Below are 23,749 nucleotides of genomic sequence, written 5' to 3'. Positions count from 1 at the left end.
ACAAGCGGCGACGCGATCGTTATTCTTGCTGCCTTGTCATCAATAGCCCAAATCGCGAGCCAGAGCTGCGTTCTCCAGACTCCTCGACGCATCCTCTTATCGAAAAATGCCCTCCGTCTACAAGCGCATCCTTTAAAAGGGGCGCTTCTCTGGCCGCAATTTATTGTGGCGCTGTCGGCGCCTCCAGGTTGGGTAGACGGAGTGGCCGATGTTTTCGGGAAAGGAAGGCTAGCGTGACCTGCATCTCGGCTAGCACGTCGTGATCACGCCTTATGGTCTGTAGCATCGACAGGCGGGCCTTTGTCGTCGACGCGATTCCCGTCTCAACCTCAAGAATGTCGTCGAGCAGGCCCGGTCGGCGGAAATCGATCTCGATTCGCGTCACCACGAAGAAGCCGCCATAGTCGGCAAGGAGCTTGGCGTGATCCATGCCGAGCGATCGGAGGAATTCGGTTCGCGCACGCTCGGCAAAGCGCAGATAGCTTGCATGATAGACGATGCCGCCTGCATCGGTGTCTTCGTAATAGACCCTGACTTCCAGGCGATGGATCACGCGGTCAGGCATCGTCGTCGAGCTGCGATGGCAGGTCAAACAGATCGGGCGGAATTTCGGCGGCGGCCGGTGGGCTGAGATCAAGGTGACGCCAGGCTGCGGCCGTCAGCATCCGACCTCGAGGTGAGCGATTGAGCAAACCTTGTTGGAGGAGGAATGGTTCGATCGTTTCCTCCAGGGTATCGCGTTGTTCGGCAAGCGCGGCCGCTATGGTCTCGATCCCGACCGGTCCGCCACCGTAATTGACGGCGATCGCGCGAAGATAACGCCGATCGAGCTGGTCGAGACCCAGCCTGTCGACATCGAGCTTGCCCAACGCCATGTCAGCGACGTCGTTGTCGACCGGTAGGCGATCAAGCACAGTCGCGAAGTCCCTTACTCGACGTAGGAGCCTGGTTGCAACTCGCGGTGTTCCTCGTGATCGACGAGCGATCTCCGAGGCGCCGCTGCGGTCCAGCGGAAAATCGAGAAGTCTGGCGCCACGCTCAAGGATCGCTTCGAGCTCTCCATGCTCATAGAAATTCAGGCGAGCGTGAATGCCGAAGCGATCGCGCAGCGGCTGCGTGAGCAGGCCCGTTCGAGTGGTGGCGCCGATCAGAGTGAAGGGTGCGAGGTCGATGCGGACCGATCGGGCGGCAGGCCCTTCTCCAATCATGAGATCGAGTTGGAAATCCTCCATTGCCGGATAGAGGATCTCTTCGACCGCCGGCGAAAGGCGATGTATCTCGTCGATGAAGAGCACGTCGCGAGGCTGCAAATTCGTCAAAAGCGCCGCGAGGTCGCCGGCCCGGGCGACGATAGGACCGCTCGTCATGCGAAAGCCGACGCCGAGTTCGGCCGCGACAATTTGGGCTAAAGTCGTCTTGCCCAGCCCTGGAGGGCCTGCGAGGAGAAGATGATCCAGAGCTTCGCCACGTTGGGTGGCGGCACCGATGAAGACCTCGAGATTCGAGCGCAGCGACGCTTGGCCGATGAAGTCCGCTAGGCGTCGCGGCCGCAGCCCAACATCCTGGTCGTCCTGAGAAGCCGTGCCGGCGATTAGTCGCTCGCCCATGCGATCGCCTTCCTCAATGCGTCAATTCCTTAAGGCTCTCGCGGATCAAAAGGTCGATGGCGGCATCGCCACCGACTTTCGATCGTACCCGGCCAAGCGCCAGGAATGCCTCCGAGCGTCCGAAGCCTAGATTGACAAGAGCGGCTAGGGCATCGTCGCCGCTTTCACCGCCGGGTGGTGCGGCCACCGTGCCCGTCGGAGCTGAAATGGATGCGACATCGACCAGCCGCTCCTTCAACTCTGCGAGGATGCGGGCAGCGAGCCTGGCACCCACGCCAGGGGCCCTGGTTAGTGCGGCCTTGTCCCCTGCCATGACCGCGGCCGCCAAGCCATCGGGTCCGATCACGCCCAAGACGCCCAACGCTACGCGCGTTCCGACGCCCTGGACTGTTTGCAGCAATGCGAATGTGCGCTGTTCCGCTTCGTCGATGAACCCATAGAGGCGGATCTGCTCCTCGCTCACCTGCATGGTGGTGAGAATTTCGACGGCTTCTCCGTGGCTGGGTAACTGGCGGAGAGTCCGGGCCGAAGCATGGATGAGATAACCGACGCCTGCCACATCGATCACTGCCCAAGTCTCTCCCTGCCTCGCAACATACCCTCTAAGGTGTGCGATCATGGTCGGCCGCCCGCCATTATCCGTCCATCGCGCAGCATATGGACTGTCGATCGCTCATGGGCATGGCAGATGGCGATGGCCAAGGCGTCCATGGCGTCGTGTGTAACGGCGCGTGCCCCAGGCAGCAGCCGGGTGACCATCATCGCTACCTGTTCCTTCGTAGCGGCGCCCGTGCCGACAAGTGCTCGCTTGACGCGCTTGGAGGCATACTCGCTCACCGGCAGGCCAGCAGTCGCCGCAGTTAGCACGATCACACCGCGTGCATGGCCCAGTTTGAGTGAGGAAAGCGCGTTGACGTTGACCACGGTCTCTTCGACCGCAGCTTCGTCGGGCGACCAGTCCTCGATAATCTTCGCAAGCTGCGTATGAATCGAGAGCAGTCTGCTTGCTAGATCGCCCTTGTCGTCGCTGTCGACGGAGCCGCAGGCTAGAAATCGCAGATGATTGGCGTTGCTTTCGATCATGCCCCAGCCTGTGTGCCTGAGACCGGGGTCCAGCCCGAGGAGGCGAGTTGCCCGCATCAGGTAGTTAACCGGGCGAGTGCCGTCTCCGATACTTCGAAATTGCCGATCACGCGTTGAACGTCATCGTTGTCGTCGAGGACATCGAGCAACTTGAAGAGTGATTCGGCTTTCTCATCGTCGATCATCACGGGTACCTGGGCGCGCCACCCCAAGAAGGCCTGTTCGGGTGGGCCAAACCGGGCTTCGAGGCTATCGCGGACGGTTGCGAGATCGTCTGGCGAGCAGGTGATCTCATGGCTTTCTTCATCCGAGACACAGTCGTCCGCCCCGGCTTCAATAGCTGCCTCCAACATTTCGTCCATCGAGGCGGCGGCGGCCGGAAAGCGTACCTGACCAACGCGGTCGAACTGGAAGCTGACGCTGTTCGTTTCGCCGAGCGAGCCGCCAAAGCGATTGAATGCCGCGCGGATATCGCTGGCAGTTCGATTGCGATTGTCAGTCAGCGCCTCGACGATAAGCGCAACGCCGCCGGGGCCATAACCCTCATAGCGCACTTCTTCATAGTCCTCGCCATCCGCACCCTGGCCCTTCTTGATGGCCCTCTCGATATTATCTTTGGGAACATTTTCTGCGCGCGCCGCCTGAACAGCAGTGCGGAGCCGCGGATTATGCGTAACATCGGGGAGACCGCTTTTAGAAGCTACCTGGATCTCACGCAAAAGACGGGTGAACTTCGCCGCCTTCATCTTATCCTGGCGGCCCTTGCGGTGCATGATGTTCTTGAATTGGGAATGGCCAGCCATGGTTCGTCGCCGGTATGTGTCCTGAAGGGCATGCACGTCTGTGTGCGGGGGCACCTATAGCAGAGCGGGCCGGGGACGTGCCACCCCGCCCGGTTTTGGCTGACTCTTTGGGCAAAAGCCGCCGGAATTTTCAAAACTTATATCTCTATGCTCCAGCAATAATCCCCGCCGGGGATGTATATTTCGTTGCTTAAAATTAACCTTGGGTTTATTCATTTTGATGTTGGTCATTAAGTAACTCTTTTTGCCGACATCTCTATAAAGCGCGCATCGTCTCGCCAGTCGAAATCGAGTGCACGATAAATCCAGATCAAAGTTTTATCGCGGAAGACCTCAATGATTACGAAGAAGTTGAGCTCGAACGATATCTTAAATGAATTCGATGCAGCCAACGATGATGGGCGTCGGCCCGGGGAGATCGCGACGTGGCTGCGCGAAGAAATCAGTGAACTTCAGCCTGTCGTTACCGCGGCCGTACTCGTGACTGCTGCCTTCAGACTCAAGGACGAGCGCGGCCTTGTCGTGGCGCTGCGTCGATTGGCAACCGCCGTTGACGTTCTCGAGACGCAACGCGAGTGCGATTGAAGTGCCTTGCTTGAACCGCTGCCTCATTGCGACCACATCCGCCGCTGGAGCGAGAACCTCCTAGAGCGGGTTCTCCCTGGGCAGCGTACGAGGTCTTAATGGAAGCGCCGGAAGGCGGGCCGTGGCACGGCACGACAATATTATCCGTCAGAAAAGGCAATCAGGTTGTCATGGCCGGAGACGGCCAGGTAAGTTTCAACCAGACGGTCATGAAATCGAACGCCCGCAAGGTGAGGCGCGTCGGTGGCGGCTCGATCATCGCCGGTTTCGCCGGCAGCACTGCTGACGCCTTCACGCTGCTTGAGCGGTTGGAGTCGAAGCTTGAGCGTCACCAAGGGCAGTTGATGCGTGCTTGCGTCGAACTCGCCAAGGATTGGCGTACCGATCGCTATCTGCGCCGCTTGGAGGCAATGATGGCGGTGGCCGACGCCAACATATCGCTCGTGTTAACCGGTGTTGGCGATGTCCTCGAGCCCGAGCGGGGGCTGATAGGTATTGGTTCTGGCGGCACTTATGCGTTGTCCGCGGCAAGAGCCCTTCTTGATATCGACGGCTTGAGCGCTGAAGATGTTGCACGGCGCTCCATGGCCATAGCGGCAGAGATCTGCGTCTATACGAATGCGCAGGTGACCGTCGAGACGATCGAGCTTTGAAAGCCCCAGTAGAGATGAACCTGTCGAATAGCGCGGTAGAGACCGCCCGTGCCTCCCTGCAGACAACGTCACTAACGCCGCGTGAGATCGTATCCGAGCTTGATCGCTTCATCGTCGGTCAAAAGGCCGCAAAGAAGGCCGTCGCGATTGCGTTGCGTAACAGGTGGCGACGTCAACAGCTCGGCGAGCAACTTCGTGAAGAGGTGTTGCCCAAGAACATCCTCATGATCGGGCCGACAGGCTGCGGTAAAACAGAGATCGCTCGTCGGCTGGCAAGGCTGGCGATGGCCCCGTTCCTGAAGGTTGAAGCCACCAAGTTCACGGAGGTGGGCTATGTGGGCCGCGATGTCGAGAGCATCATTCGTGATCTCGTGGAGGTGTCGCTTAAACTGACGCGCGAACGGTTGCGTCGCGAAGTGGAGGCGAAGGCGGAAAGGAACGCGGAGGAGCGGGTCCTGGATGCGCTTGTCGGCAGCTCTGCCACCGCGGAAACGCGGGAGAAATTTCGGCGCATGCTGCGCGACGGACAACTCTCGGAGCGAGAGATTGAAATCGAGGTGCAGGAGACGAGCAATGCCTCCATGCCGACCATCGACATTCCGGGCATGCCGGGCGCCCAAATGGGAATGCTCAATCTGGGGGACATTTTCGGCAAGGCGATGGGCGGACGAACAAAGAAGCGGAAGCTTCGAATCGCCGACTCCTATCCGATCTTGATGGCCGAAGAGAGCGATAAGTTGCTGGACCCTGACCAGGTCACGCGAGAGGGCATCCAGGCGGCTGAGCAAAACGGTATCGTTTTCATCGACGAGATCGACAAGATCAGTAGCCGCGAGGGCCGCGGCGCTGACGTCAGCCGCGAAGGTGTTCAGCGTGACCTTCTTCCGTTGGTCGAAGGCACCAGCGTGAACACCAAATACGGCATGGTCAGGACCGAGCATATCCTGTTCATCGCATCGGGGGCGTTTCACGTCGCCAAGCCTTCCGACCTGTTGCCGGAACTGCAGGGCCGATTGCCCATCCGCGTGGAACTCGATCCGCTCCGCCGAGATGATTTGCGGCGGATCCTGGTCGAGCCGGAGGCCAGCCTGATCAAGCAGTATATTGCCCTTCTTGGTACGGAAGGGGTTACGCTCGACATTCTAGAGACAGCTATCGACGAGGTCGCCACACTGGCTGCCGATATCAACGAGAAAGTCGAGAATATCGGTGCCCGGCGCCTCCAGACTGTCATGGAAAAACTGGTCGAAGACATCAGTTTCTCCGCTTCGGATCGAGGCGGTGAGACCATCACGATCGATAGTGACTATGTCCGACGTCAGGTGGGTGAACTCATCGCCAATAGCGATCTGTCCAAGTTCATCCTCTAACTGCAGTTGGGTAACGTAAGCAGGCAGGGGTCCACAAAGGGCTTGTAGGCCCCTGTCGCCGACAGGGCCTACTGCCGAGTCAACTCTCGTTTGCGTGGGTGCCGGGAATAGCAGCAACCCGCCTCTTCTACCGAGCAGAACCCCTGAATCGTCCGGGAAGTAAACGAGAGTAAGGACCCGATGGTCTCCGAGTACTTATAGCTCGGGCCGACGGACGTTGATGTTAGGGCTCGTGCTCGGGCAAAATCGTGAGATCTGTTTGGGTGAGACCGCCATGGTCAGTCGACACCGTTACGATATAGACGCCCGGACGTTCGAAAGCGCGCGACGGTATGGTTGTTGAGCGATAGAACGGGAGATGGGGAGAAAAGTCGTCCGGGGTCCGAGCAGGCAGGTCCACCGACCACGTGACTTCATGGTTCGGGGCAGTCACTGCGCAAGTCACGTGCAGATTTAGACCGCCGCTAAGTCCGTGCAGCGTAATAAATGCAATGACAGGCCCAGGGGAGTCTAGCGCCGAGAGGGTGTCAATTGGCATCCTTAGTGTGCGGCAATGGCTGCCACCTGTGGCCTCGCATAATTGAACCCGCATCGACACAAAGGGGTCGCGGAGGAGTTCTTCGTCGATCGCGCGATATTCGAGGGCAGATGTCAGTTGTACCTGTGCTGCCGGGCCTGCCGAATTACCAATATTGGCGCAGGCGGTCAGCAACAATATTGCCAGCAGGCCCGACACTTGTGCCGGGCCATGCAAACAGTAGCCGTACCTCAAGCGCTATAGCGAGCCTTGAGGCCCTGCTCCAGCTTGTCGAGGAACTGGGTGGTCGTCAGCCATGGCTGGTCCGGACCGATGAGAATGGCAAGATCCTTGGTCATGTATCCTGCTTCGACAGTCGCGACACACACCTCCTCAAGCGTCTGGGCAAATTTCTCCACCTCTGGTGTGCCGTCGATCTTGCCCCTGTACGTCAGGCCGCGGGTCCATGCATAGATGGAGGCGATCGGGTTGGTCGATGTCTCCTTGCCCTTTTGATGTTCGCGATAATGCCTGGTCACGGTGCCATGGGCCGCTTCGGCCTCGATGGTCTTTCCATCGGGTGTCATCAGGACTGATGTCATCAAACCGAGCGAGCCGAAGCCCTGGGCGACCGTGTCCGATTGAACGTCGCCGTCATAGTTCTTGCAGGCCCACACAAATTCGCCTGACCATTTAAGCGCCGAGGCCACCATGTCATCGATCAGACGGTGTTCGTAAGTCAGCTTATGCTTTGCATACTCGGTCTTGAACTCGCTCTCGAAGACCTCCTGGAACAGGTCCTTGAATCGACCGTCATAAGCCTTGAGAATAGTGTTCTTGGTCGAGAGGTAGACCGGCCACCTCCGAAGAAGGCCGTAGTTGAATGATGCGCGGGCAAACTCACGGATGCTATCGTCCAGGTTGTACATGCCCATGGCGATGCCGGCGCTGGGGAATTTGAAGATTTCATATTCTTTGGCCGGTCCGCCGTCTTCCGGCTCGAAGCGCATCGTTAATTTGCCTTTTCCCGGCACGACGAAATCCGTGGCCCGGTATTGATCGCCGAAGGCATGGCGCCCGATGACTATGGGCTTTGTCCAACCTGGCACCAAGCGTGGCACATTCTTACAGATGATCGGCTCGCGAAATACGGTGCCGCCCAGGATGTTGCGGATCGTCCCGTTGGGGGATCTCCACATCTTTTTCAGCCCGAATTCCTTCACCCGGGCTTCATCCGGCGTGATCGTCGCGCATTTCACGCCGACATTATGGAGCTTGATGGCCTCGGCCGCCTCGATCGTTACCTTGTCGTCGGTGGCATCGCGATGCTCAATGCTGAGGTCGAAATAAAGAAGATCAACATCGAGGAAGGGGAGGATGAGCTTGTCCTTGATCATCTGCCAGATGATCCGGGTCATCTCGTCGCCGTCGATCTCGACAATCGGCTTCGCGACCGTGATCTTCTCCATGGGATGCTCCTGCGGGCAAAGAGAGAGCTGCGACAAAGCAGCGCTGATGGCCGGGTTTTAGCCGCGCGCATGCGACGTTGTGAAGCCACAAGCGCTCGACGCGCCTGTGCTACTGTAGCCAGATCGCGTGTTTGAGCTTGCCGATGAAGGCTTCGTGGGCCTCTAGCTCGGCGACTGAAGGCGTGAAGATTCTGGGCTCGTGCCTGTTGCGGACAACGGTTCGTCCCCCGTTTGCCCGCACGTCGGGCGTCATGAGGCCGAGGGTCACCTGGCGGCCGCCGAGCAGGTGCAGATAAACCTCGGCCAGGATCTCGCTGTCGAGCAGGGCGCCATGCTTGGTGCGTGCGCTATTGTCGACGCCAAAGCGTCGACATAGCGCATCAAGGCTATTGGGTGCACCGGGGAAACGCCTTTGGGCGATCGTCAGCGTATCGATGGCGCGGCTTTGGTGAAGTAGCGGACGTCCGCAGCGAGCGAATTCGGCGTTTATGAAGCGCATATCGAAGGCGGCATTGTGAATCACCAGCGCGCTGTCAGCGATGAAGGCGATGAATTCGTCGACTACTTCGCTGGCCGCGAAGACCGGATGGGCTGATAGGAACTCCGCGGAGAGGCCGTGAATGCGCTGAGCCTCTTCGGGCATGTCTCGCTCGGGATTGATGTAGCGATGGAATGTCCGGCCAGTCGGTACGTGATTGATCAGTTCGACAGCCCCCAATTCGACCAGACGATGCCCTTGGTTGGGATCGAGACCCGTGGTCTCGGTATCCATGACGATCTCGCGGATCATTCTGCGCCTTTCGACCTCAAGAACACGCCGTTTTCATATAGTCCGGCCTGGCGTTTCACCAGCGTTTGGGCCACGCATGTGGCTGGACCTGGCGCATCTTCCTTAAGATCTCCGCGACGTTCCTGGAGAGTCGCCCGCGATCGCCGCCAGTGTGGATCACGAAGTCGGCCAGACATTGCTTGCGCAGATCGGGCGTCTGCCGCTCGAGCAACGACTTAAGCCTGAGAGCGGTCATGCCGGTCCTCGCGAGCGCGCGCTGGCTCTGAATGAACGGAGAGGCGCTGACCACCACGATTCGATCGCATCGTCGATCGCCCCCGCTTTCATAGAGAAGCGGGATATCCAAGACAGTCAGCCAGTGTCCCAACCTGGCCTGCGTTTCAAGAAATGCGCGCTGGCTGGAACGAACAAGAGCATGGACGACGCGTTCGAGCGCCCTCATTGCCGTATCATCGCTCAGGATCCGTCGGCCGAGTGCTGCGCGGTCGATCCCATCGCTGACCGAGCCGCAATCCTCGAACAAACGGAGGATCGGAAGGACGGCGGCACCCCCCGGTGCGTAAAGGCCATGCACGGTTGCATCGCTATCGAAGACCGGGATGCCGTGGGCCATGAACATGGCAGCTGTGCGACTTTTTCCCATCGCCAGAGAGCCGGTTAGCCCGAGGACGAGCATCACCTAGCGGCCAAGGATATCATGGTCACGCAGAGCCTGGAGGAGTGGCAGGAGTGGTAGTCCAAGGATGGCGAAGTAGGAGCCCTCCATGCGAGTCATCATCTGGCTTCCCAGCCCTTCGATCTGATAACAGCCCACACTTTGCAAAATGGCATCGCCCGCCGCCTCAAGATAGGTTTCCAGCCATTCGTTGCTGAATGCCCGCATGTGCAGGGTCGCGACCTCGGCCGCGTGCCATATGCGGGTGCCATCGCGATAGAGCACCGCGGCCGACCAAAGTTGATGCGCACGTCCTCGAAGCAATTGAAGATGCTGGCGCGCCTCAAAACGATCACTAGCCTTGCCTATCCAAGAGCCGCCGACATCCAGGATCTGATCTGCGGCCAGGACCAACGATCCGCCGAGAGCTGTCCGACTGACCTGGGCTGCCTTCAGTTCGGCTAGCGCCGTCGCGGCATCGCGGGCATTGGCGCCTTCCTCTGCCAGGGCCTCACGCGCTGCCACCTCGTCGACCAGTGGCGGCTGAACGGCGAGTTCGATCCCAGCGGCGCGCAAAAGCGCTGCCCGCGTGATGCTGCCCGAGGCGAGGATGACAGGGGGTGAATTGGCGGCTGACATTGAATCTATCGGAGGATCTATCGGAATCAGACGGGCACGCGCACGAGGGCGCGGAGCCCTCCGCGTGCGGAGTCTCCAAGGAGAATTTCGCCACCATGGCTGAGAATGACGTCGCGCGCTATCGCCAGTCCCAATCCAACGCCGCCCGTAAAGCGAGAGCGTGAAGCTTCGACGCGAACAAAGGGCTGGAAGACGGCTTCCCTCTGACTTGGCGGGATGCCTGGGCCATCATCCTCGATCTGAATTTCGACATAATTGCCGACGCGCGCTGCGCTTATGCCAATGTGCCGCCCATGACGGCAGGCATTATCGACCAGATTGGCCAGGCATCGCCGAAAAGCAATGGGCCTGAGAGGCACTGTCATAGGCGGTGAGGGCGACAGCTCGACGGCAACGCCGGCTCGTTCTGCTCGCTCGCGCATGCCTTCGAGGATCGGTCCTATGGGCGTGGGTTCCATGGCCTCACGTCCCTCGCCGCGAGCAAAGGAGAGATAGGTCTCAACAAGCGTGCTCATCTCGTCGACGTCGGCGCGAAGCCCGGCCAAAATAGGCTCGTCGTCCTTACCCATCATCTCAAGTTCAAGACGCATCCGGGTTAAGGGAGTTCGTAGATCGTGACTGACAGCCGCCAGCATGTCCATGCGCTGGGTGATGTGACGAAGGATGCGAAAACGCATGAGGTTGAAGGCGCGCGCCGCTTGGCGGATCTCCACGGCTCCCCGTGGCTTGAACTCGCCAATATCGCGACCTTTGCCAAGGCTTTCCATGGCCTTGGCTAAAAGTCGTATCGGGCGGATCTGCAAACGCATGAAGTAGATGGCGACGACCATGAGCACTACTGAAGCGCCGGTCATCCAGGTGAGAAATATCCCTGTCGTCGTGCTCGTCAGGCGTTTTCGCGGCGCTATGACCCTAAGTACGCCGTCGTCGATTTGCACGTAGACCGCAACCGAACTTGGTTGATCGAATCGCAGGTCGAGTAGGAATGGCTTTTTGAGGGTCTCGTCGAATGCCTCAAGAATTTTATTATCGATATGCGTGAAGAAGGAGCGATCCATGCCAGCTGCGGCGCCGGCTTCGTCGAGTTTGGCGCCGAGTTCGAAGGACATCCTCAAATCCGCATGCTCTCGGACCAGGTCGAGAATGTGTGCGCGAGCGTTTGGATCGTGAGTCTCTTCCAGGAGGTCGACGACCATCGCCACTTCGCCGGCCACACCTGAGGCAAGCCAGAAGGTCACGGTGTCCCAAACCCGATTGTAGAATATGTAGGTCAGAACTACCTGCAGGATGAGGAGCGGTAGAACGACGATCAGAAAAGTCCGCCAGAACAGCGAGCGCGGCACGACGGTGCGGTTGATAAAGTGACGAACGGGGTCCATGCGGCGTTCCCGGAGTGAGCGAGCGTTGCGCGCCCGTAGCGGAATTAGAGGCGCGGCCGGGTATGTCGTCCATCGTGGACGCGTCGTTCAGGGCGCATTGGCTGCACGCAACACATAACCTTCACCTCGCATTGTCAGAAGGTAGCGCGGTTGACGCGGATCTTCCTCAAGTTTGCGGCGCAGTCTAACGATCTGAACATCGATGGCACGGTCGGAGCCAGCGAAATTGCTCCGGGCACTGAGTTCAGCGCGGCTGATCGACTTGCCGGGTTCGGTTGCCAGCAGTTTGAGCAGCGACGCCTCGCCGCTGGTAAGATAGATGGCCTCGCCATTGCTCGTGAGTTCCTGCGTCGCGAGGTTAAAAGAAAATGGACCGAACGTGACGTAACTCGTCTCGGGGGTCGGTTGGCGCCGCCGCAAGATCATGGCAATGCGCAAAAGAAGCTCGCGCGGCTCGAAGGGTTTGACCAGATAGTCGTCGGCGCCCACTTCGAGGCCGGCAATCCGGTCCTCGGCCTCGCCGCGGGCCGTGAGCAGCAATATGGGGATGTCGTCTGTTCGGCGTAGCTCCTTCGTCAGCTGCATGCCGTTCTGGTCGGGTAACATGACATCCAGCACCATAAGGTCGAAGGCCATGTGCTGCATGTGAAGCCGGGCCTGACGTGCGTCTATCGCGGTCGTCACCAGATAATTGTTCTGGCGCAGATAACGGTGGAGCAGATCAAGTAGACGAGGATCGTCGTCGACGACGAGAATATGCGGCGTCGCAACCATGATCGATGTTTCCTCAGGCGGCCCTGTTGCCGACGAAACGTCGGGTCTGCTGGCTAATCAAGGCGTTCAATACGCGATCGAAGCCGGCCACGGCATCGGGGCCTGCTGCCATGAACGCCCGCTTTAAGGCTCGCTTATGAATATCGGCCACCTGCGACAGCGCGTCGGCTCCCTCTTTTGTTACCTGAAGATAGCGTTTTCGACGATCGACACTGCCTGCTTCCTGCACGAGATAACCCGCTTCGCACAATTCTTGGAGATGTCGAGAGAGCGATTGCTTCTTGATGCAGAGCACGGTCCCGAGTTCGGCCATCGTCGTCTGGGGATGGCGCTGGATCAAATAAAGGGCACGAAAACTGGACTCAGAGAGTCCGAGCTTGGCACATGCTTCACGTCCAAGCTCCAAGATTTCGCGCTCGACCAGCAACAGCAACTCGAGATGCCGCTCGATCTCTTCGTCGCGCAAAAACAAGGGGTTAAGAGCATGCATCGCGATCGTCATCGGCCCATGATGGCGCCACCTATCGTGCGTCGCTTTTCCTAGTTACGTTGACACTTATGAGGGGCAATGATACCCCTCGCAATGGTCTTTTTCACACCAACTTAATGTCTTAAGAGGCCGGTTGGCCATGGCGCAGCTTGTTCCCTATGATGATCGCGACGGTTGGATTTGGCTTAACGGCGACTTGATTCCCTGGCGTGACGCAAAGCTTCACGTGCTCTCGCACGGTCTGCATTATGCTTCGGCGGTGTTCGAGGGCGAGCGCTGCTATGGCGGGCAAATCTTCAAGCTTACAGAACACAGCCAACGTCTGATCAACAGCGGCAGGATTCTCGGCTTCGAAATTCCCTATACGCTCGATGAGATCAACACTGCGACGCGCGACGTGGTGGCCCGGAATGGCGTGCCTGACTGCTACGTGCGGCCGATTGCTTGGCGGGGTTCGGAGCAGATGGGCGTGTCGGCCGACAAGGCACGCATCAATCTCGCCATCGCCAGTTGGGAGTGGGGGGCCTATTACAGCGACCTGAAACTCACTCGTGCAGCCTTCGATCGGCCAGCGCCGACGACAGCGCCCGTGCATGCCAAAGCCGCGGGTCTCTATATGATCTGCACGATCAGCAAGCATGCCGCCGAAGCCAAGGGCTTTGGCGACGCCTTGATGCTCGACTATCGCGGCTATGTAGCGGAAACAACCGGGGCCAACCTGTTTCTCGGAATGAACGGCAAGCTGCATACGCCGATCCCGGACTGTTTTTTGAATGGCATCACGCGTCAGACCGTCATCGAGCTGGCGCGGGGTAACGGCATTGACGTGGTCGAGCGCCACATCAAGCCGGACGAATTGCGCGACGCTCAGGAAATTTTCGTCACTGGCACGGCGGCCGAAGTGACGCCGGTTCGGGCGATCGATGAGCTTTCATTTCCCATCGGTCCGATTACGCGTCTTTTGATGGACGCCTACCAGGCCGAAACTCGGCGGACTCATGCCGATGTTCAGGCCGCAGAGTGACGCTGGAGGCTGGAGCCCTGGCCAATCGGGCTGCATCTGAGCACCGGTTCAGCGTTGGCGTCTTTTGTGGCTCCCGGTTCGGCAATGATCCTGCCTATGAAAATGTGGCGCGCGAGCTAGGGCGCGCCATCGCCACTCATGGCTGGGGGCTCGTCTACGGCGGCGGAAACGTTGGCTTGATGGGCGTTGTGGCTGAGGCCGCGCTCCGGGCGGGTGGCCATGTTACCGGCATTATTCCTCGCCGCCTCCTCGAGCGTGAAGTCGGCAAACCTGAGATCGACAGCCTGATCGTCACCGACACGATGTTCGAGCGCAAGCAGAAGATGATTGCGGCTGCGGATGCCTTTGTAACGATCGCTGGCGGCTTTGGTACATTGGATGAACTGCTTGAGGTCATCACCCTCAAACAGTTGGGCTATCATGAAGGTGCGATCATGATCTTGGATACGCTCGGAATATGGCAGAGCCTGCTGCAAACTTTTGACGATCTGATCGGGCGGAATTTCGCTGCGCCGGACGCCGTATCACTGTGGCAGGTCGCCTCCGATGTCGAATCCTGCGTCGCACTCTTGCGACAAGGCGCGTCCGGCCAACCGGCCGCGCCTGCGCCCTGAATTCAGGCGTGGCCAACCGGCGGTTCGCCGGCGGTCTGGCCCTGCATCTGCTCCAGCCTGTTGCGGTACAAAGCCACGAAATCGATCGGCTCGAGCATCAAGGGCGGCAAGCCGCCATCGCGGGTGACGTCGGCTACGATGCGTCGCGCAAAGGGGAAAATGAGCCGCGGGCACTCGATTAACAAAATAGCCTGCATCGTTTCGTCGGGAATGTTGGCGATGTTGAAGAGCGAGCCATAGCTCAATTCCATGACGAAGACGGTTGTGTCACCGGACTTTGCGTTGAGCTTGAGATCGAGCACGACCTCGTATTGTTCCTGGCCGATCTGCTTCACGTTCACGTCGACGGCGATCTGGATTTCGGGACGCGATTGGCCCTGAACCAGCGTCTGTGGCGCGCGCGGGTTCTCGAACGACAAATCCTTGATATATTGCGTGAGGACGGCAAGACGTGGGGCGTTCTGCTGATCGGCGGCGGCGCCTTGCTGCGGCATTTCGCTCATCGGGATACCTTTAAGATAGCGTCAGTTGGGAGCGGCGACGGTTGAGACGGTCGGATCGACGCTTGCTGTGGCGAGGTTTCCCACTTCGAGCCCTGTGACGCAACGGATGAAGCCCCAATGGGTAACGACCAGAACATGATCGTGGTCGTCCCATCGCGCGGCTCTATCGAGAAACGCTTGGGCGCGACGTTTGAGGCTCGGATTGCTTTCGATGGTTCGTCCCCACCACCGCTCTTCCAATTCGCCGAACTCAAGTTGCGGCCACAAGGATTGAAGAACCGATCTCGGTGTCCCTTGGTCGCAGGAAAAGGCACATCTCTCCCGTACCGAGACGTCGACCTCGATGGGCAGGTGGAGAATCTGGGCGAGATGCGAGGCCGTCTTGAGGGTGCGCTGGTAGGGGCTGGAGACGATCCTGCGCAATCCCTTGTCCTTCAAGTCCATTGCCGCGGCGGTGCAAGCCATGCCACCCGATTCCGTCAGGTCTGGGTCGGTCAGGGCTGCGTCGATCCGGCTGGCACCGAATACCAGATTCCAAGTCGACTGTGCATGACGGATGAGAAGCATGAATTGGCTCCGAGGGAACGGTGGCGCGCGGCTTTTATTATCCTCTGCGGTTGCTTATATGCGAGCCGCAAGGCATGGCCGCCGGGCCGGCTGGGATGCGCAATGTCCACGTTGGCACCGGACTTTAAGCGAGGCCTTCCCGCCGGGACGGGCTGTATGGCGGCTTTGACGCTCGATCCAGTGGTGGAGAATGATGTCTAATAGCTTTGCATATATCGATATCATTCTCTTCGCCATGCTTGCGGCGTTCATTGCCTTCAAGCTGCGGAGCGTCCTTGGTCGCAAGACCGGCAATGAGCGTCGTCGTATGCCCCCTGCCTTGGGTTCGAGCAAGAGCACATCGCCTGTGGCGCCAACGGTTGACCCAGTCGATGAGACTGGGGCATCCGGATTGCCGGGGCTTCAAGAGCTCCGTGCGGCAGACCCCCAATTCGACCCCGCGGCCTTTCTGGATGGCGCACGGGCGGCCTTCGGATTGATCCTGGATGCGTTTGGCAGAGGAGATCGCGCTTCGCTTGAGGGCCTCGTGGAGCGTGACGTCCTTGAGAGTTTTGCTCAGGCGATCGATGCCCGCGAGGCTGTCGGTGAAACGCACGGCGCGACCTTGTTGTCGATCGACGATGCCAAGATTGTCGGTATGCGGCTGGATGGGTCGCTCGCACGGGTCACCGTGCAGTTCACCAGCCGTCAGACGGACCCCGGCGCTACCGATCAGGTCCATCCGCCGGCTGACGAGCCAGTCATCGATGTTTGGACCTTCGTGCGCGACACGCGTTCGACGGATCCAAATTGGCGGCTAGCCGAGACTCGCTCGCCCCACGTTTGAAGATTCGCATCAATGACGAGTTGGCGAACCCTTCGAGCGTCCCTGATCCTACTGTTGTTACTCGCCGCCAGTTGCGGCCGCGACGAAAGCTCACCGCCGGTAGTGAGCTATGAGTCCGTAAATGTAACGTCGCTGCCCGGCTGGGATGCCGATCGTCAAGGCGATGCGTTGGGCGCGTTCCAGCGTTCGTGCGGCGTCATGATGAAGCGCTTGGGCGGGCAGGGGACGGCGGCGCCCCATGAATCCGGTTCCCTGTCAGGCGCTTGGAACAAGGTTTGCGCCGCGTCGCTGACAACCGCCGCTAGTGAGAATCCCAAGCGATTTTTCGAGACTGGTTTCGATGCGTATAAAGTGAAGCCTGCCCAGGCCGAGGGCCTGTTTACCGGTTATTATGAACCTCTTCTCAATGGTGCCCGCCAGCCCGATCAGCGCTACGCTACTCCCCTTTATGAGAAGCCGAGTGACCTGATTAGTGTTTCGCTTGGCGATTTCAGCGACGATCTGCGAGGACGACAGCTTTGGGGACGGGTCCAGGACAGCCGGCTCGTGCCTTACGACGACCGCGCCGCGATCATTAAAGGATCGCTTCAGGGCCGGGCACGGGAATTGGTCTGGGTTGATGATCCGACAGATGCCTTCTTCATGGCGATTCAAGGATCTGGCCAGATCAGACTGCCCGATGAAACGAGGATCCGTGTGGGCTATGCGGCGCAAAACGGCAGACCTTATCGCGCCATCGGCAGAGATCTCGTGGCGATGGGGGCGCTGACAAGTGAGCAGGTCTCCATGCAGAGCATTCGCGACTGGTTGCATCAGCATCCGGATCAAGCGGATGCCTTGATGGCGAAGAACCCGTCGTATGTGTTTTTCCGCGAACTCGGTCGGGTTGACGACACTCTGGGCCCACTCGGCGCACAGGGCGTTCCCCTGACGCCGGGTCGTTCGTTGGCGGTCGATCGCGAAGAGGTACCGTATGGCATGCCGGTCTGGATCGACACAATGGCCCCCTTCCCGGAAGGACGACGGCCGTTGCAGCGATTGATGATTGCGCAGGACACCGGAGGCGCCATTCATGGCGCTGTACGCGGCGACGTCTTTTGGGGCTCCGGTGCCGCCGCTGCCTACATTGCTGGCCAGATGAAGGAGGCCGGGCAATGGTATTTGTTGCTGCCGAAAGGATTGCCCGCGCCAATATCGGGAGGCGACCTTACCGCGTCGTCGGCCTCTTGAGCCGTCGCCGCTCATCTTCGTTAGATATATCCGTGCCCCGCGTCTCGAGCCGAGCCGTGAGTGTGAGCGAAATCGAGCTTTGGCATCGGGTCATGGCGGATGTCGAGCCTATCGAGATGAAATCGAAGACCGCGGGTTCACGTTCATTCCCCAGCGGGGATGACAATACTGCCCCCGGCGTGGAAGGGAGCAAGTCAAGCGATTCGAATGGTCACGTTATAGTCCCGCCGGCAAAGATGAAGTCCCGGATGCGGGCCGTTCCAATCACTCTTGATCGACGTACGCGACAAAAATTGCAGCGTGGCCAGTTTCCGATCGCTGCCCGTTTGGATTTGCATGGCATGACCCAGGCGCGGGCACATGCCGCTCTGACTGAGTTCATCCAGCGCCAGAGCTCGCTCGGTGCGCGCTGCGTGCTCGTGATTACCGGTGTCGGCCTGCGGACGGGGGGCGTCCTTCGATCGCTGACGCCCCGATGGCTCGATGAACCGCCGATAGCGCCTCTTGTCCTGGCGACGAGCCCTGCCAGTCTGAGGCATGGTGGCGACGGTGCGATCTACGTGATGTTACGTCGCCGACGGGATGGCGAAGGGAACGCAACCTAGGATCGTCAGTTTTTCTTCTGCCTATCCAACGGGCGTGACGCAGAACTAGGGCCAGGACGGCAGGAAGGTCATCATCGGTATTCTGAGCAGAGCGATCGGTTTCGAACAGTCTGTCTCACGAGCTGAAACTCAGGCGGTGAGCGGGCACTATGTAGCTTTGGATGGCTGGCGGGGCATTTGCGCCATTCTGGTTGCAGCCCATCATTTCCCGGCAGTCAGCCACATCTTTGGCTGGCCGATCATTCGCAACAGCTTTTTGTTCGTCGATTATTTTTTCGTGCTTAGCGGCTTCGTGATAGCAGCGGCCTATGGCCGCAAACTTTCTGATGGACGCGATTTTGCCAGGTTTATGCTCAAACGCTTCGGTAGGATCGCTCCGCTCCACTTTGCCACCTTGGCAATGATCGTGTTCGCCGATTGCGCCTTATGGGGCATTGGAAATGTGGGCGGGATCGGCTCCTCCTTACTCGGCGAAGGGCGCACGTTCTGGGAAGCGATGGTGAATATCGCGATGATGCAGAGCTTTGGCATCTTCGACCACCTGACCTGGAACGAACCCAGTTGGAGTATCAGCGCGGAGTTTTGGGTAAGTAGTGCTTTTGCGGCTCTGGCAGCATTTTCCGGCCGTTTCGCCAAGCCGGCTCTCGCGGCGTTAGCGGTGGCCGCCCTCGTTTTCCTTATGGCTCGCTCGCCGAATTACATGAACGCTACGGGAGACTATGGCGCAATACGATGTATGGTGGGCTTCGTCATTGGGCTGTTCATTTTCGACCTTAAGCAACTTCTCGGGGACACATTGGTCGAGATGCGGGCGCATGTCGTCCTCTCAAGCGCCATCGAGATCCTTTTGCTGACGATCATCATGGTCTTCGTCGCTCGCGACGGAACGAGCTTTGCTTCATTCGGAGCCCCGTTCCTCTTCGCCGCTGCCGTGCTCGTCTTCTCAGCCGAGGCCGGCATCGTCTCCTGGCTGCTCAAAAGCTCGCCGATCATCGCCTTGGGGGCTTGGTCCTATTCCATCTACATGATGCACTTCGTCGTCCAAAAATCGATGATTTGGGTTGCGGTCTATGTCATCGACCCACTCTCGCCCGTACCGCTGATGAGCTATCCGTCGGGCGACATCCTGTTCGGGACGGAGCGTTGGATGGGGGACCTCTTCTATCCATTGATGCTGGCGATCGTTATCGCCCTTTCGAGGCTGACCTTCCTTTGGATCGAGGTGCCGGCGCGAGACTGGTTTCGAGATCGAGCTCGGGCCATTTAAGCGCGGCTCCGAGCTGCCCCCTAGATGGACGAGCGACGAGCGCGACGGGCCCGAAGGAGCAGGACGAGGGAGAGCGAAACGGCGATGACGACGAGGGACACCGCTGTCGTCAGTGTGCCAAGCGCATAGATGACCGGCGTCGTGGCATTGGTCTGCATGGCTTGGAGTTCGAGCGGCAAGGTGTTGAGCGCACCCATGGCCTGTGAACTTCGCGCCAGTTCATCATAGGAAAGTGTGAAGCCAAACAGGCCTACGCCGACTAGGGCCGGGGCGACGACGGGCAGAATCACATGCATGACGACTTGAAATCTGCTCGCACCGAGGTCTCGGCCGGCCTCCTCGAGCCGACGGTCGAAGCGATTGAATACCGCCAGCATAACCAGAAGGCCGAAGGGCAGGGTCCAGGTGAGATGGGCGCCGATGCCGGAGCTAAACCAGTTGCGTTCGATCCCCAGGAGTTCGAAGAGTGAACCGATTCCCAGTGAGATCACGATCGACGGCATGATCAGGCTGGCAATGACGATGTAGAAAAGAATGCTGCTCCCTTTGAACCGGAGCCTGAAGGCCAAGCCTGCCATAAAGGCAATGATAACGGTTGTAAGGCAGACGATCGCCCCCAGGATTAGCGAGCGTTCAAAGCTCCCGCCGATATCACCGACAGATTGCGCTTGGAAAACCTGCGTGAACCAGGAAGTTCCAAATCCGCGCATTGGGAACGTTAGCCCGCCCTCCGGGCCTTGAAATGAAAGAATCGTGATGGTGATGGTCGGGCCATAAAGAAACAGCACGAAGACCACGAAGAGCAGCAGGAGCGCCCAGAAACTGCGTGGGTGATTCTCTCGCAGCATGGACCTAGAGTTCCTTGCGAATATCGATGATTCGCGTCAATCCGACGATCATCAAGATCACGATGGCCAGGAGAACCATGGCATTGGCCGCGGCTGGCGGAAACTGCAGGTAGGAGAGGTCCGTCCAGATCGACTTACCGACACTCGCCACTTGGCCGCCGCCCAGAACCGTCACCGTGACGAAATCGCCCATGACGATAGTGATGACGAAGATCGATCCGATCGCGATCCCGGGCTTGCAAAGTGGCAGGATGACATGGCGGATCGTTTGCCATTGGCTGGCACCCGCGTCGGTGGCGGCTTCAATCAATGCTTTGTCGATGCGCACCATCGAGTTGAAAATCGGCACGATCATGAACATCGTATAGAGATGGATGAAGCCTAATATCACCGAGAAGCTGGAATAGAGCAGCCACTCTTGCGGCTGCCGCACCACGCCCAGATTCAAGAGCAGTGAATTGACGATCCCATTCCTGCCAAGAAGCGGGATCCAGGAGATCATACGAATGACGTTGGAGGTCCAAAAGGGGATGGTGCAGATAAGGAACATGACCATCTGCCACGTCACCGACCGAATATAAAAGGCCATGAAATAGGCAAGCGCGAAGCCGAGAACGAAAGTGATCACCCACACGATGAGGCAGAATTGGAACGTTGCGAGATAGGTGTCCCAGGTGGTCGACTCGGTAAATACATCGATATAGTTTTGTAACGTGAACGCCGGAATCAGGATCTGATAGCTTTCGTAATTAAAAAAGCTGACGGCGATCACGAGCAGGATAGGAACAACGAAGAATGCTAGAAAGACGAGTGTCAGTGGCGTGACAAGAAGAAGGGTCCGCCAACTGGGCGCGTTCGGGTCGCGGCCGCTATCGTCTTCTTTGGTCGATGCCAACTTTTGTTCGGCGGAGACCACGGCACTAGCAGGTGTGATCACGGGCGTGGCCTCCTCGAGCTGGAAAAGTGGGCCCCTTTGAGGGGCCCTGTGTATTGTAACCCGGTCACGCGGCGACGAACTCGTTCCATTTGCGGACCATGTAGCGATCCTCGTCCATCACGGCGTTCCAGCAGGCAATCTTGCCCATTCGGTCCAGGAACGAGCCCCCATCGCGGGTCTCTCCCGGGTTGGCAATGACTTCACCTGTCGGGCTCTTGATCGGCTGGGTGGCGGGCTTACCCTCCATCCAGTAGCCCCACTCATCGGGTGTCATCTGCGTCTTGGCGGTATTGAGGACGGCCGTGTAATAGCCCTGTCGATTGAGAAAGGCGCCGGCCCAGCCCGACAGGTACCAGTTGATGAATTCATAGGCCGCATCGAGCTTGCGACCCGTCAGATGACTGGGAATGCCAAGGCCCGATGCCCAGGCACGATAGCCTTCTTTAAGTGGCTGGAACCGGCAAGCGATCCCCATCTGGCGGACCTTTGTAACGGCCGGCGACCACATGGACTGGATGACGACCTCGCCAGAAGCCATGAGATTGACAGACTCGTTGAAATCCTTCCATAGCGCGCGGAATTGTCCGCTTTTCTTTGCCTCGATGAGAGCTGCGATCGTCTGGTCGATTTCCGCCTTGGTCATGTTGCCCTTGTCGGCATACTTGATGGAGCCCCTGGCTTCGCATGCCATGGCCGCATCCATGATGCCGATCGAGGGAATGTTCAGGATGGAAGCGCGTCCTTTAAATTCCGGGTTGAGTAGTTCAGCCCAGCTGTCGACGGGATGCTTGATCAGGTCCGGCCTGATTCCCAGCGTGTCTGCATTGTAGACCGTGGGAATGAGCGTCATGAACTGACTGGGATCAGGAGCAAACGCTTTGCTCTTCTCGCCGGTCATGTAAGCGACCTTGATCGGTGCCGTCCCCTCACGGGAGACCTTGCTGCCGTCCGGTAGCGTGCCCTTAGTGAAGATTGGAACAATCTGGTCGTAGTACTTGATCTTCTTGACGTCGATGCCGAGCAGATTCCCGGAAGGGACGATCTTGGCCAGCATCCAGTACTCGGAGTCGAGCAGGTCGAAACTGCTGGCCTGGGTCACGGCGCGCTTGACGACATCATCCGAGCTTAGCGTCGTGTATTGGACGTCGAAGCCAAGGTCTTTTTTTACTTGGTCGGAAATTTCCTTGAAGGCGTTGACGCCCGTGCCCGCATAACGGAGCACGATTGCTTCCTGGGCATGAACGGCGGGTGCCGGAAAGTTGCTGGCCGCAATGCCGGCGCCGACCAGCGCGCTGCCGCGCATGAGGTCGCGGCGCGTCAAGCCGCCCGAACGGACAAGGGTGCGCACGATGCTGTTGCTCATGTCGAATGTTCCTGTTTTGGTCGCCGATCTGCTTGACTGCGTAAATGCGGCGTCAGTGGAGCTCGCGCGCGGCGGTAGCCACCCATCGAAGTGTTACGGCTTGGCCCACATTGACCGGATCCCTGTCGAACGCATCCTCGCTCTTGATCACCAAGATGTCGGTGGCAGCGGGCCCCCGAACGCGCAGGTGAACGTTCGTTCCCTGGTACTCGACCATGCGCACCGTCCCCTGCAGGGAGGTCTCGCCAGGAGCGGCCTGCCCTATGTCGATATGGTCGGCGCGAATGGCGACATCGACGCGGCCTCGGCCTATGAGATCGCCAGGTATGACGTTGTGCCCGCCAATGAAGCTTGCAACAAACGCGTTGGTGGGTTCGTTGAAGATCTGCCTGACGCTTCCTGACTGGGCCACCACGCCATCGTTCATGACTACGGCCAGATCGGCCAGCGCAAGTGCCTCGTCCTGGCTGTGAGTGACGTGGATGAAGACGATGCCAAGCTCCATTTGCAGTCGCTTCATTTCCTCGCGAACCTTGATCCGCAGAAAGGGATCCAGCGCGGAGAGAGGCTCGTCGAGGAGGAGGACCTTCGGATTGGTGATGAGGGCGCGTGCCAGGGCCACGCGCTGCTGCTGACCACCGGAGAGTTGGCCCGGAAGCCGCTCGGCATAGCGCTCCATGTGGACGCGCTCGAGCATCTCGGCCGCGCGTCGCCGGCGCGTCGACTTGTCCACACCCTTCATGTGCAGGCTGAATGCGACGTTGTCGGTGACGCTCAAATGAGGAAACAGTGCATAGGACTGGAACATCATGGCCGTCCCGCGCTGCACGGGCGTCATGTCATTGACCACGGTGTCGCCGATGAAAATATCTCCGGCGCTTATGCGTTCGTGACCGGCGATCATGCGAAGCGTGGAAGTTTTGCCGCAACCGGAGGGACCGAGCAGGCAGCAATAGGTGCCGTCCGGAATGGCGAGGCTGACAGTATCGACAGCTGTCGTTTGGCCATAGCGCTTAGTGAGACCGACAAGTTCCACGCGCGCCACCCGCTTCTCCCCGCTACTGACAATCTGTCGGCTCTTGAGCAACAGGCGTGCCACAGAAATTTGCGCAGGCGTGCTATGGAAATTGGCTGATAATCACGCCAATCGC

The 23,749-nt window shown here is 59.0% G+C and carries 27 protein-coding genes; 8 read left to right on the top strand and 19 right to left on the bottom strand.

Annotated elements, in window-relative coordinates:
* Positions 1-160: 160 nt before the first annotated feature.
* The 6 genes from ybgC to CFB17_RS18975 form a co-directional block, all read right to left on the bottom strand.
* Positions 161-565 (bottom strand): tol-pal system-associated acyl-CoA thioesterase, encoded by a 405-nt coding sequence (gene ybgC, locus CFB17_RS05570; protein ID WP_088560413.1) that lies wholly within the window; start codon positions 563-565, stop codon positions 161-163.
* A complete protein-coding gene (gene ruvB, locus CFB17_RS05565; RefSeq protein ID WP_088560412.1) occupies positions 558-1,607 on the bottom strand; it encodes a Holliday junction branch migration DNA helicase RuvB in 1,050 nt (349 codons plus the stop codon). The genes ybgC and ruvB overlap by 8 nt, the downstream gene beginning before the upstream one ends.
* Before the next feature lie 13 nt (positions 1,608-1,620).
* Entirely contained in the window at positions 1,621-2,175 is a 555-nt protein-coding gene (gene ruvA / locus CFB17_RS05560) for a Holliday junction branch migration protein RuvA (protein WP_322112126.1), read from the bottom strand.
* Between the two features lie 47 nt (positions 2,176-2,222).
* Entirely contained in the window at positions 2,223-2,747 is a 525-nt protein-coding gene (gene ruvC / locus CFB17_RS05555; protein WP_088560410.1) for a crossover junction endodeoxyribonuclease RuvC, read from the bottom strand.
* Positions 2,747-3,493 carry a YebC/PmpR family DNA-binding transcriptional regulator gene (locus CFB17_RS05550; RefSeq protein WP_088560409.1) on the bottom strand — a complete coding sequence of 249 codons (747 nt, stop codon included), beginning with the start codon at positions 3,491-3,493 and terminating at the stop codon, positions 2,747-2,749. The genes ruvC and CFB17_RS05550 overlap by 1 nt, the downstream gene beginning before the upstream one ends.
* 369 nt (positions 3,494-3,862) lie before the next feature.
* Entirely contained in the window at positions 3,863-4,105 is a 243-nt protein-coding gene (locus CFB17_RS18975; protein ID WP_133063846.1) for a hypothetical protein, read from the bottom strand.
* 71 nt (positions 4,106-4,176) lie between these two features.
* Between CFB17_RS18975 and hslV the strand changes: the two genes are divergently transcribed.
* Both hslV and hslU read left to right on the top strand, forming a co-directional pair.
* Complete coding sequence (hslV, locus tag CFB17_RS05540; RefSeq protein WP_088560407.1) at positions 4,177-4,731, top strand: ATP-dependent protease subunit HslV; 555 nt, start codon at positions 4,177-4,179, stop codon at positions 4,729-4,731.
* 14 nt (positions 4,732-4,745) lie between these two features.
* On the top strand, positions 4,746-6,101 hold the full coding sequence (hslU, locus tag CFB17_RS05535; RefSeq protein WP_088560406.1) for an ATP-dependent protease ATPase subunit HslU: 1,356 nt from the start codon (positions 4,746-4,748) through the stop codon (positions 6,099-6,101).
* A gap of 768 nt (positions 6,102-6,869) precedes the next feature.
* On the opposite strand, the gene CFB17_RS05530 is transcribed toward hslU, so the two are convergent.
* The 7 genes from CFB17_RS05530 to CFB17_RS05500 form a co-directional block, all read right to left on the bottom strand.
* Positions 6,870-8,087, bottom strand: a complete 1,218-nt coding sequence (locus tag CFB17_RS05530; RefSeq protein WP_088560405.1) for an NADP-dependent isocitrate dehydrogenase — start codon at positions 8,085-8,087, stop codon at positions 6,870-6,872.
* Positions 8,088-8,196: 109 nt separating this feature from the next.
* Positions 8,197-8,874 (bottom strand): DNA polymerase III subunit epsilon, encoded by a 678-nt coding sequence (dnaQ, locus tag CFB17_RS05525; protein ID WP_088560590.1) that lies wholly within the window; start codon positions 8,872-8,874, stop codon positions 8,197-8,199.
* Between the two features lie 58 nt (positions 8,875-8,932).
* Positions 8,933-9,553 carry a dephospho-CoA kinase gene (gene coaE / locus CFB17_RS05520; RefSeq protein WP_088560404.1) on the bottom strand — a complete coding sequence of 207 codons (621 nt, stop codon included), beginning with the start codon at positions 9,551-9,553 and terminating at the stop codon, positions 8,933-8,935.
* Positions 9,554-9,556: 3 nt separating this feature from the next.
* Entirely contained in the window at positions 9,557-10,171 is a 615-nt protein-coding gene (locus CFB17_RS05515; RefSeq protein ID WP_088560403.1) for a Maf family protein, read from the bottom strand.
* A 26-nt stretch (positions 10,172-10,197) separates the two neighbouring features.
* Positions 10,198-11,550: an ATP-binding protein gene (locus tag CFB17_RS05510; protein ID WP_088560402.1), complete on the bottom strand. Its 1,353-nt coding sequence runs from the start codon at positions 11,548-11,550 to the stop codon at positions 10,198-10,200.
* Positions 11,551-11,637: 87 nt separating this feature from the next.
* Complete coding sequence (locus CFB17_RS05505; protein WP_088560401.1) at positions 11,638-12,324, bottom strand: response regulator; 687 nt, start codon at positions 12,322-12,324, stop codon at positions 11,638-11,640.
* 13 nt (positions 12,325-12,337) lie between these two features.
* Positions 12,338-12,826: a MarR family winged helix-turn-helix transcriptional regulator gene (locus CFB17_RS05500; protein ID WP_088560400.1), complete on the bottom strand. Its 489-nt coding sequence runs from the start codon at positions 12,824-12,826 to the stop codon at positions 12,338-12,340.
* A gap of 127 nt (positions 12,827-12,953) precedes the next feature.
* On the opposite strand from CFB17_RS05500, the gene CFB17_RS05495 reads away from it, so the two are divergent.
* On the top strand, positions 12,954-13,838 hold the full coding sequence (locus CFB17_RS05495) for a branched-chain amino acid aminotransferase (RefSeq protein WP_088560399.1): 885 nt from the start codon (positions 12,954-12,956) through the stop codon (positions 13,836-13,838).
* Positions 13,835-14,452 carry an LOG family protein gene (locus tag CFB17_RS05490; protein ID WP_165769444.1) on the top strand — a complete coding sequence of 206 codons (618 nt, stop codon included), beginning with the start codon at positions 13,835-13,837 and terminating at the stop codon, positions 14,450-14,452. Before CFB17_RS05495 ends, CFB17_RS05490 begins: the two co-directional genes overlap by 4 nt.
* A gap of 2 nt (positions 14,453-14,454) precedes the next feature.
* Here the strand turns inward: CFB17_RS05490 and secB are convergent, their stop codons facing one another.
* Positions 14,455-14,955 (bottom strand): protein-export chaperone SecB, encoded by a 501-nt coding sequence (gene secB, locus CFB17_RS05485; RefSeq protein WP_407642380.1) that lies wholly within the window; start codon positions 14,953-14,955, stop codon positions 14,455-14,457.
* A 21-nt stretch (positions 14,956-14,976) separates the two neighbouring features.
* Positions 14,977-15,522 carry a histidine phosphatase family protein gene (locus CFB17_RS05480; RefSeq protein ID WP_088560397.1) on the bottom strand — a complete coding sequence of 182 codons (546 nt, stop codon included), beginning with the start codon at positions 15,520-15,522 and terminating at the stop codon, positions 14,977-14,979.
* 193 nt (positions 15,523-15,715) lie between these two features.
* On the opposite strand from CFB17_RS05480, the gene CFB17_RS05475 reads away from it, so the two are divergent.
* The 4 genes from CFB17_RS05475 (at position 15,716) to CFB17_RS05460 (ending at position 19,450) form a co-directional block, all read left to right on the top strand.
* Positions 15,716-16,348 carry a Tim44/TimA family putative adaptor protein gene (locus tag CFB17_RS05475; protein ID WP_165769443.1) on the top strand — a complete coding sequence of 211 codons (633 nt, stop codon included), beginning with the start codon at positions 15,716-15,718 and terminating at the stop codon, positions 16,346-16,348.
* A gap of 12 nt (positions 16,349-16,360) precedes the next feature.
* Positions 16,361-17,578: a murein transglycosylase A gene (mltA, locus tag CFB17_RS05470; protein WP_088560395.1), complete on the top strand. Its 1,218-nt coding sequence runs from the start codon at positions 16,361-16,363 to the stop codon at positions 17,576-17,578.
* A complete protein-coding gene (locus CFB17_RS19915) occupies positions 17,503-18,183 on the top strand; it encodes a Smr/MutS family protein (RefSeq protein WP_088560394.1) in 681 nt (226 codons plus the stop codon). Before mltA ends, CFB17_RS19915 begins: the two co-directional genes overlap by 76 nt.
* A 136-nt stretch (positions 18,184-18,319) precedes the next feature.
* A complete protein-coding gene (locus CFB17_RS05460) occupies positions 18,320-19,450 on the top strand; it encodes an acyltransferase family protein (protein WP_165769441.1) in 1,131 nt (376 codons plus the stop codon).
* A gap of 20 nt (positions 19,451-19,470) precedes the next feature.
* Here the strand turns inward: CFB17_RS05460 and CFB17_RS05455 are convergent, their stop codons facing one another.
* From CFB17_RS05455 to CFB17_RS05440, 4 genes are all read right to left on the bottom strand, one after another.
* On the bottom strand, positions 19,471-20,298 hold the full coding sequence (locus CFB17_RS05455; RefSeq protein WP_088560392.1) for an ABC transporter permease: 828 nt from the start codon (positions 20,296-20,298) through the stop codon (positions 19,471-19,473).
* A gap of 4 nt (positions 20,299-20,302) precedes the next feature.
* Positions 20,303-21,235: an ABC transporter permease gene (locus CFB17_RS05450; protein ID WP_243389747.1), complete on the bottom strand. Its 933-nt coding sequence runs from the start codon at positions 21,233-21,235 to the stop codon at positions 20,303-20,305.
* Positions 21,236-21,299: 64 nt separating this feature from the next.
* Positions 21,300-22,598, bottom strand: coding sequence for an ABC transporter substrate-binding protein (locus CFB17_RS05445; protein WP_088560390.1), 1,299 nt, complete (start codon positions 22,596-22,598; stop codon positions 21,300-21,302).
* Between the two features lie 52 nt (positions 22,599-22,650).
* The gene (locus CFB17_RS05440) at positions 22,651-23,688 is read right to left on the bottom strand and encodes an ABC transporter ATP-binding protein (protein ID WP_407642385.1); all 1,038 of its coding nucleotides are present in this window, start codon (positions 23,686-23,688) and stop codon (positions 22,651-22,653) included.
* Positions 23,689-23,749 lie beyond the last annotated feature (61 nt).

Source organism: Arboricoccus pini (assembly GCF_900187945.1).
GTDB classification, from domain to species: domain Bacteria; phylum Pseudomonadota; class Alphaproteobacteria; order Geminicoccales; family Geminicoccaceae; genus Arboricoccus; species Arboricoccus pini.
The sequence above is the reverse complement of the archived record's forward strand: the minus strand, read 5'-3'. Positions and strand labels throughout refer to the sequence as shown.

Coding starts and splice junctions, on each gene's coding strand:
- ybgC (WP_088560413.1), bottom strand. CDS start 565: ATGCCTGACCGCGTGATCCATCGCCTGGAAGTCAGGGTCTATTACGAA.
- ruvB (WP_088560412.1), bottom strand. CDS start 1,607: ATGGGCGAGCGACTAATCGCCGGCACGGCTTCTCAGGACGACCAGGAT.
- ruvC (WP_088560410.1), bottom strand. CDS start 2,747: ATGCGGGCAACTCGCCTCCTCGGGCTGGACCCCGGTCTCAGGCACACA.
- CFB17_RS05550 (WP_088560409.1), bottom strand. CDS start 3,493: ATGGCTGGCCATTCCCAATTCAAGAACATCATGCACCGCAAGGGCCGC.
- CFB17_RS18975 (WP_133063846.1), bottom strand. CDS start 4,105: ATGAGGCAGCGGTTCAAGCAAGGCACTTCAATCGCACTCGCGTTGCGT.
- hslV (WP_088560407.1), top strand. CDS start 4,177: ATGGAAGCGCCGGAAGGCGGGCCGTGGCACGGCACGACAATATTATCC.
- hslU (WP_088560406.1), top strand. CDS start 4,746: ATGAACCTGTCGAATAGCGCGGTAGAGACCGCCCGTGCCTCCCTGCAG.
- CFB17_RS05530 (WP_088560405.1), bottom strand. CDS start 8,087: ATGGAGAAGATCACGGTCGCGAAGCCGATTGTCGAGATCGACGGCGAC.
- coaE (WP_088560404.1), bottom strand. CDS start 9,553: ATGCTCGTCCTCGGGCTAACCGGCTCTCTGGCGATGGGAAAAAGTCGC.
- CFB17_RS05515 (WP_088560403.1), bottom strand. CDS start 10,171: ATGTCAGCCGCCAATTCACCCCCTGTCATCCTCGCCTCGGGCAGCATC.
- CFB17_RS05510 (WP_088560402.1), bottom strand. CDS start 11,550: ATGGACCCCGTTCGTCACTTTATCAACCGCACCGTCGTGCCGCGCTCG.
- CFB17_RS05505 (WP_088560401.1), bottom strand. CDS start 12,324: ATGGTTGCGACGCCGCATATTCTCGTCGTCGACGACGATCCTCGTCTA.
- CFB17_RS05500 (WP_088560400.1), bottom strand. CDS start 12,826: ATGACGATCGCGATGCATGCTCTTAACCCCTTGTTTTTGCGCGACGAA.
- CFB17_RS05495 (WP_088560399.1), top strand. CDS start 12,954: ATGGCGCAGCTTGTTCCCTATGATGATCGCGACGGTTGGATTTGGCTT.
- secB (WP_407642380.1), bottom strand. CDS start 14,955: ATGAGCGAAATGCCGCAGCAAGGCGCCGCCGCCGATCAGCAGAACGCC.
- CFB17_RS05480 (WP_088560397.1), bottom strand. CDS start 15,522: ATGCTTCTCATCCGTCATGCACAGTCGACTTGGAATCTGGTATTCGGT.
- CFB17_RS05475 (WP_165769443.1), top strand. CDS start 15,716: ATGTCTAATAGCTTTGCATATATCGATATCATTCTCTTCGCCATGCTT.
- mltA (WP_088560395.1), top strand. CDS start 16,361: ATGACGAGTTGGCGAACCCTTCGAGCGTCCCTGATCCTACTGTTGTTA.
- CFB17_RS19915 (WP_088560394.1), top strand. CDS start 17,503: ATGGTATTTGTTGCTGCCGAAAGGATTGCCCGCGCCAATATCGGGAGG.
- CFB17_RS05455 (WP_088560392.1), bottom strand. CDS start 20,298: ATGCTGCGAGAGAATCACCCACGCAGTTTCTGGGCGCTCCTGCTGCTC.
- CFB17_RS05445 (WP_088560390.1), bottom strand. CDS start 22,598: ATGAGCAACAGCATCGTGCGCACCCTTGTCCGTTCGGGCGGCTTGACG.